Here is a 7768-nt window from a genome sequence, read left to right on the forward strand (position 1 = left end):
CCATAAAAAATAAGGAGGTGTGAAAATGAATATTAAAGAAATGAGAGATAAGCATAAGGTAGTTGCTGAATACAGATATAACCTGGGGAAAGTTGATAAGGGATACAACAATAGAACCCTCTACGTTAATGTAGGTGATAACAATATCTATGAAAAACCTGTAACTAAACTTATGAAAGAAAAGTTCATTGGAGGTAAGGGCTTTGGATTATGGTATCTTTGGAATGCAGTTAATGAAAAAACTAAATGGAATGATCCTGAAAATGAAATAATTATTTCTTCAGGCCCATTAGGTGGCATAACTCAATATCCTGGCTCTGGTAAATCTTTAGTAGTAACATTATCGCCTTTAACAGGAATGCCAATGGATAGTAATGTTGGTGGATACTTTGGCCCGCTACTTAAGTTTTCAGGCTTTGATGCAATAGAAATACAGGGTAAGGCTCAAAATGATGTGATAGTTTTTATAGATGGGAACAAGGGTATTGTTAGAATTGAAGAGGCTCCATATGAAGCAGTTGACAGTCATGTGTTAGGAGAACAACTTACAGAGATGTTTGCAGAAAATGAAGAAGATAAGAGAAATATTTCGGTAGTATCAGCAGGAAGTGCTGCTGACCATACTTTAATAGGTATGCTGAACTTTACTTTCTACGATGTCAGAAGAAAAACTGCTAGATTAAAACAGGCTGGTAGAGGAGGAATAGGAACAGTATTCAGAGATAAAAGAATTAAGGCTTTAGTTGTGAGATACGCAGGGGTAAAAGGAAATTTAAATAATCCAGCTGATCAAGAAACAATTAATAGAACAGGAATCAAACTGCACAAAGAGATTCATGACCTAGATGATAAACAGAATAAAATGAGAAAAATAGGTACCGCTAATATAATTGAAATAATGGATGCTTATGATTTACTTCCAACACATAATTATAAATTTGGAGGACATAAGGACACATATAAAATACAATCAAAGGTATTCATGGATAGAATAACTCAAAATGTGCCTGATGGATGTTGGTATGGTTGCAGCTTATCATGTGCCAAGGCAGTTGATAATTTTGAGTTAAAAACAGGACCTTATAAAGGACATAAGGTAACAGTTGATGGCCCTGAGTACGAAACTGCAGCCGGAGTCGGAGCAAATTGCGGAATATTTGATCCAGATTATATATTAGAGTGTAATTTCTACTGTGATACTTATGGTGTAGATACAATTTCCTTTGCTACAATAACAGCATTTTTAATGGAATGTTATGAAAATGGTATTTTGACAAGTGAGATGACAGGGGGACTTGAGCTTAAATTTGGAAACAGTAAAGCAGCTATGGAACTTCTGCATCAAATGGCTAGGGGAGAAGGTTTTGGAAGGATAGCTGGACTTGGAATCAGAAGAATAAAAAAATGGCTGGTTGAAGAATATGGAGCAGATGAGAGTTTTCTAAATGATATTGGTATGGAACAAAAAGGATTAGAGTTTTCAGAGTATTTACCCAAGGAATCCTTAGCTCAGCAGGGAGGGTATGGATTAACAAATAAAGGACCACAGCATGATGAAGCCTGGCTTATATTTATGGATATGGTCAACAATCAAATACCAACATTTGAGGATAAGGCAGAAGCCCTTCATTATTTTCCAATGTTCAGAACATGGTTTGGACTTAATGGACTATGCAAACTACCATGGAATGACATAGTGCCATTGAGTAATAGAACAGCTGCAGAACCTGCAAAAATCCCAGAGCACGTTCAAAATTATGTTGATATTTTCAATGCGGTTACAGGGATGAATATTGATAAAGAAGAACTTATAATACAGTCAGAAAGGGTATATAATTTCCAAAGAATTTTTAATATTAGAATGGGTTATGGAAAGAGAATACATGATAGGGTTCCCTATAGATCTCAGGGACCTGTAACCGTTGAAGAATATGAATCGCGCAAGGATAGGTATGATAAACAGCTTAAAGAGATAGTTGATTATAATATTGAAGGCAAGACTACCGAGGAGAAAATAAAGGTTTTAAGGGCTTATAGACAGGAACAATATGAAAAACTTACAGATGCTGTATACAAACGAAGAGGCTGGACAATGGACGGAGTTCCTACAATAGAGAAACTTAAAGAGATTGGTATGGATTTACCAGAATTAATAGAGGTCGTTAAAAAACATTTATAATAAATGGAGGAAAAAATGATAAAGTTAAACGGAAGAGAGTTTCAGTGGAATGGCAGTTTAACTGTTAAAGAAATACTTGAAATAAATAAATTCCTTTACCCAAAGATAATTGTAATGGTAAATGATGAATTTATCCCTCCTGAAGAATACGAAACTACATCAATTAATGATGGAGATGATGTAAAGATAATACATCTTTTAGCTGGAGGATAAATGATTAATTAATCTGATATATAAAAAATTAGAAGCTCTGCTGCTTTTGCTTTATAACTTTAAGTAGCATGAGCTTCTAAAAATTTTACAAGTATTTTAGTTTTAATTTAGCTATATTAGTTATGTCAGTAGCTTCCATCAATTAAATCACTATCATTCCATGTAGACTTATTTTCCAAAGGTATTGAGTGCTCAGTATTATATGTATCAAGGGATAGTTCCTTTTCTAAAACTAGTTTTAATATGCAATCTTTTTTTATTTTACTCCAAAGTTTACAGGAAGTTTTGCACTCATTCTCTTCTGAAAAAGGACAACTTTTAAGTGAAAAGGTCATTTAATCACCTCCACAGAATTAGTCAGAAGAAGTAAATATAAAATATATAATAAATATATGAACAATTTTTTGAAATATCACTTTATTTGAATTGTGTCCAATTTGATATGAAATATAATTAATATTGTATTAAATTTTTTAGAAAAAAAGAGCTGGTGCACTAGCATTTTTAAGTTGTTAGTGCACCAGCCATTTTTATGTGTGTTTAAATGCAATTAACGTTTTCCTGGATCATATGGTTCCCCAGCTGCCTTTGGACCTGCAGCATTTTTTGAGAACAATACTAAAGCTACAAGGGTAACAACATAAGGGAAAGTATTAAATATAATGTTAGGCATTCCCTTTAGTCCTTCGAAGAGCTTTGACATATCAGCAACAGTTTTTGCTAATCCGAAGAATAGAGAAGCTCCTACAACTCCCCATGGATTCCATTTTCCAAATATAAGTGCTGCTAAAGCTAAGAAACCTAGACCACTGTAAACCAATGGAGAGAACTCTCCAGAGTAAGTTGTTATAACTATACCTCCACCTAGGCCAGCTAGAACACCTGAAATAATAACTCCTATATATCTCATTTTTAAGACGTTTATTCCCAAAGAATCAGCTGCTTGAGGGTTTTCACCACAGGCTCTGAGTCTTAGTCCGAATGGACGATAATAAAGAATAAACCAGCTAAATACCACAATTAGAAATACTATAAGTGTTGTTATATAGGCTTCTCTAAAAAATAAAGGTCCTATTACAGGTATTTTAGAGAGCACAGGAACATCTCTCTTTATAAATCCTGATACAATTTGAATGTTTGCACTACCTGTTAAGCTTCTAGCTAAATATACCGTTAAGGCAGCTGATAATATATTTATGGCAGTACCACTTACTACTTGATCAGAACGCATAGTTACACTTGCAAAGGCATGTAGAACAGAGAATATTCCACCAGCTAAAGCAGCAGCTAACAGCCCAACATAAACTGCTGTATGACCTAAATTACCAGCAGTTTTTGAAATTACCAGAGCTGATGTGAATGCACCAATTCCCATAAGTCCTTCAAGACCAATATTTACAACTCCGCTTCGTTCACTATACAAGCCCCCTAATGCTATAATCAATAAAGGTGCAGTATATGCAAGGGCAAGTGGAACGATATTAGTGATTATATCCCACATTATTTACCACCTTCACTTTTCTTGAAAAATTTCTCTGATTTTTTAAGCCATGTTTCCAACATAAGGCTTGTGGCTGCAAAAAAGATGATAATTGCAATGATAATTGGTACTAGTTCATTTGGTACTGATGTAGATGATTGCATAAATAATCTACCAGCATTCATAAAACCGAACAATAAAGCTGTAAGAGCAACTCCAAATGGACTATTTAATCCAAGCAAGGCAACAGCTATACCGTCATATCCTTGAGATGGAAGAACACCAATCTTTATATTATTGGCATATCCAATATAGTATGTGGCTCCTGCCAGTCCGGCTAAAGCACCAGATATCATCATTGATAAAATCATATTACGATTAACCTTCATACCTGCATACTGTGAAGCATGAAGGTTAAAACCTACAGCCTTTAACTCGTAACCAAAGGTGGTTTTCTCCAATATCCACCAGATTAATAATACTGCAATTAATGCTAAAAATAATCCTAAATTTACATAAGAGCCTTTGAATAAATTAGTTAACCACTCTGTTCTTAATGATGCAGAAGTGTTAATTGCTTTTGACTCTGTACTAAAACTTCCAGGTATATACTTTGGAACTAGATAGTATACACTCCACATAGCGATATAATTCATCATAATAGTACTTACTACTTCATGTATTCTAAACTTGGCTTTTAAAAGTCCAGGTATATATCCCCAGGCAGCTCCAGCTAGAACTGCTGTAATAGTTGCAATTGTTACATGAATAAATGGAGGAAGGTTAAACTTAACTCCAATCAAAACTGCAACAAAACCACCCATCAGCATTTGACCTGCAGCTCCTATATTAAACAGACCTGTTCTAAAAGCAAAGGCAACAGATAATCCCGTAAGGATTAATGTTGTCATATTAAGCAATGTATCACCAAAACGTTTAACATCACCAAAGAGACCTGCCCCTTTTAGTAGTGCTGAATAAGCTTCAATTGGGTTATGTCCAGTGAGTATCATTACAATAGCTCCTGTTATAAAACCAAGAAGTACAGCAAGTAACGGTATAATTATTTTCTTTTTATTCATGTGAATCTCTTCCTCCTCCTGCCATCATGAGACCTAGTTCGTTCTCATTTGTTTCGGAAGCATTAACAATGCCTACAATTTCTCCTTCATACATTACCGCAATTCGATCTGATAAGTTAAGTACTTCGTCTAGTTCAAGGGAGAACAATAAGATAGTTTTTCCTTTATCTCTCTCTTGTACAATTCTTTTATGAATATATTCAATAGCACCTACATCGAGTCCACGGGTAGGTTGAGCAACAACCAATACTTCTGGAGATCTGTCTACTTCTCTAGCAATAATTGCCTTTTGTTGATTTCCTCCAGACATACTTCTTGTTAATGTAGTAGCTCCTTGACCAGAGCGGACATCGAACTGCTTTATTAAATCCTCAGCATAAGAACGAATTTTTTCTCTATTTAATATACCTTTGCTTGAAAAAGGCTCTTTATAATAGGTTTCAAGTATCATATTATCTTCTAAACTAAAATCCAATACTAGTCCATGTTTATGTCTATCCTCAGGGATATGGCCTAATCCTGCTTCACTTCTTTTTCTTACAGGCAGATTGCTTATTTCAATATCGTTAATAAATATCTTTCCTGATTCGATATTTCTTAATCCTGTAATGGCTTCAATTAATTCTGTCTGACCATTACCATCAACACCTGCTACACCTAATATTTCACCTGACCTAACAGCTAAATTTACATCCTTAACTGCTTTTATGCCCCTATTATCCTTAACGTTTAAGTTTTCTATTCTCAATACTTCTTTGCCAGGATTCGCAGGTTTTTTATCAACTTTGAAACTAACTTGTCTTCCAACCATTAGTTCAGCCATTTTTTCCTCTGAGGTTTCTTTCACATCCACTGTGGCGATAGACTTACCTTTACGAATTACTGTACAACGGTCAGCTACAGCCTTTATCTCTTTAAGTTTATGAGTAATTATAATTATTGTTTTGCCTTCTGCGGCCATATTTTTCATTATGTGCATTAATTCTTCTATTTCTTGCGGAGTAAGAACCGCAGTAGGTTCGTCAAATATTAGTATTTCTGCGTCACGATAAAGCATTTTCAAAATTTCTACTCTTTGCTGCATTCCAACTGAAATATCCTCTATTTTTGCATGTGGATTTACAGTTAGTTTGTAGCGTTTTGATAGTTCTTCAATTCTTTTAGCTGCAGAATCAATATCTAGTTTTCCATTTTTAACCCTTTCCATCCCTAGTATTATGTTTTCAGTTACAGTAAAATTGTGAACAAGTTTAAAATGCTGATGAACCATTCCTATACCTAAATCATTTGCAATGTTAGGGTTTGTTATCTTAACTTCTTTACCCCTAACTTTAATTGTACCTGCTTCAGGTTGATAAAGTCCAAATAACACTGACATTAATGTAGATTTACCTGCACCATTTTCACCAAGCAGTGCATGGATCTCTCCAGGTTTAACTTGAAGTGTTATGTTGTCATTAGCAACGATGCCAGGAAATTCTTTTCTAATATTGATCATTTCTATAATATATTCCATGTCTACTCCTCCATGGTAAGATAATATATTTTTTAAAAAAGGAAAACAGACAGTTATTTCAGCTGTTTTCCTTTCTGTAAAGTTACTTCATGAATTTAGCTAATTCATCTTCTGATGTTGGAACTGTAATCTTCTTGTCTAAAACGTCTTTCTTAGCCTGTTCTACCTTTGTTATAGTATCAGCAGAAAGATTTGGATTATTTTCAGGTAATCCTACACCGTTTTCAGCTAATGAAAGAGTAATTATTTGTCCGCCAGGGAAGTTGCCATTTAATTTAGCATCAATGTAATCATAAGCAGCAACGTCTATTCTCTTCATTGCTGATGTTAATGTTACTGAAGATCCGTTTGAAATCTTTCCAGTTTCATATTGATCTACGTCAACACCAACAACCCAAACCTTTTGGCCTTTTTCAGCTCTTTGTTTAGCTTCGTTGAATACACCAGCACCAACTCCACCAGCTGCGTGGAATATAATGTCTACACCTTTATTGTACATACCAGCTGCTAAAGTTTGTCCTGCAGCAACATCGTCAAATGTACCTTGGTATATGTAGTCAACAATTTCAGCCTTTGTTCCAAATGTTTTGTTTGCATAAAGTACACCAGCTTTAAATCCAATACCAAATTTTTCAACTGGAGGAATCTTCATTCCACCAACGAAGCCTAATTTGTTAGTCTTTGTTGATAAAGCTGAAGCAACTCCAGCAAGGAATCCAGCTTCGTGTTCTGTAAAGAAAACACTAACTACGTTGTCGTGTTTTACGAAATCAAATTTTCCTTCTTCGTGTGGCATACCGTCAATTAAAATAAAAGTTGAATCTTTGTGTGCATCTGCTGCTTTATTAATAGCAGTTTCAAATTTGAATCCAGGAGTTACTACTATTTTATATCCTGAATCTACAAGGTCGTTAATAGCATTGATGTAGTCAGTTTCTTGTTCTCCTGATGGTTGTAGATATTTTTCTTCGATAGTGCCCTTATCAGCAGCATACTTTTTGATACCTTCCCAAGTTCCTTGATTGAAGGACTTGTCATCGATAGTACCTGAATCTGTTACCATACCCACCTTAGTCTTTTCCTGAGTTGACGGAGTGGATTGTTTGTTTGTACAGCCGGTTGCAAATGAAAGAACCAGAACTGTGATAGCAAGAACTGTGGATAAAATCTTCTTGCTCATTTTTTTTCGACCCCCTTCATAATTTTTGCAGAACATAAATGTTTTGCAAAAGATATTATATCATATTATTCATACATTTCACTATATTTTTTATTGTTTCCATTAGCAGAAAAATTAC

At 34.7% G+C, this 7768-nt stretch carries 7 protein-coding genes; 2 read left to right on the forward strand and 5 right to left on the reverse strand.

Translation table 11 applies throughout. The features are described 5' to 3' along the window. Positions 1 to 25: 25 nt before the first annotated feature. Together Q428_RS12980 and thiS are read left to right on the forward strand one after the other, a co-directional pair. Complete coding sequence (locus Q428_RS12980; RefSeq protein ID WP_084478376.1) at positions 26 to 2179, forward strand: aldehyde ferredoxin oxidoreductase family protein; 2154 nt, start codon at positions 26 to 28, stop codon at positions 2177 to 2179. Between the two features lie 15 nt (positions 2180 to 2194). Then, entirely contained in the window at positions 2195 to 2392 is a 198-nt protein-coding gene (thiS, locus tag Q428_RS12985; protein WP_035381609.1) for a sulfur carrier protein ThiS, read from the forward strand. A gap of 125 nt (positions 2393 to 2517) precedes the next feature. Here the strand turns inward: thiS and Q428_RS12990 are convergent, their stop codons facing one another. The 5 genes from Q428_RS12990 to Q428_RS13010 form a co-directional block, all read right to left on the reverse strand. Next, positions 2518 to 2727 carry a hypothetical protein gene (locus Q428_RS12990; RefSeq protein ID WP_035381611.1) on the reverse strand — a complete coding sequence of 70 codons (210 nt, stop codon included), beginning with the start codon at positions 2725 to 2727 and terminating at the stop codon, positions 2518 to 2520. Positions 2728 to 2942: 215 nt separating this feature from the next. Next, positions 2943 to 3893: an ABC transporter permease gene (locus tag Q428_RS12995; protein ID WP_035381613.1), complete on the reverse strand. Its 951-nt coding sequence runs from the start codon at positions 3891 to 3893 to the stop codon at positions 2943 to 2945. Beyond that, complete coding sequence (locus Q428_RS13000) at positions 3893 to 4954, reverse strand: ABC transporter permease (protein WP_035381615.1); 1062 nt, start codon at positions 4952 to 4954, stop codon at positions 3893 to 3895. The genes Q428_RS12995 and Q428_RS13000 overlap by 1 nt, the downstream gene beginning before the upstream one ends. After that, the gene (locus Q428_RS13005) at positions 4947 to 6470 is read right to left on the reverse strand and encodes an ABC transporter ATP-binding protein (protein ID WP_035381617.1); all 1524 of its coding nucleotides are present in this window, start codon (positions 6468 to 6470) and stop codon (positions 4947 to 4949) included. The genes Q428_RS13000 and Q428_RS13005 overlap by 8 nt, the downstream gene beginning before the upstream one ends. Positions 6471 to 6552: 82 nt before the next feature. Next, on the reverse strand, positions 6553 to 7650 hold the full coding sequence (locus Q428_RS13010; protein WP_035381619.1) for a BMP family lipoprotein: 1098 nt from the start codon (positions 7648 to 7650) through the stop codon (positions 6553 to 6555). Positions 7651 to 7768 lie beyond the last annotated feature (118 nt).

Source organism: Fervidicella metallireducens AeB, assembly GCF_000601455.1.
Classification (GTDB): Bacteria; Bacillota; Clostridia; order Clostridiales; family Caloramatoraceae; genus Fervidicella; species Fervidicella metallireducens.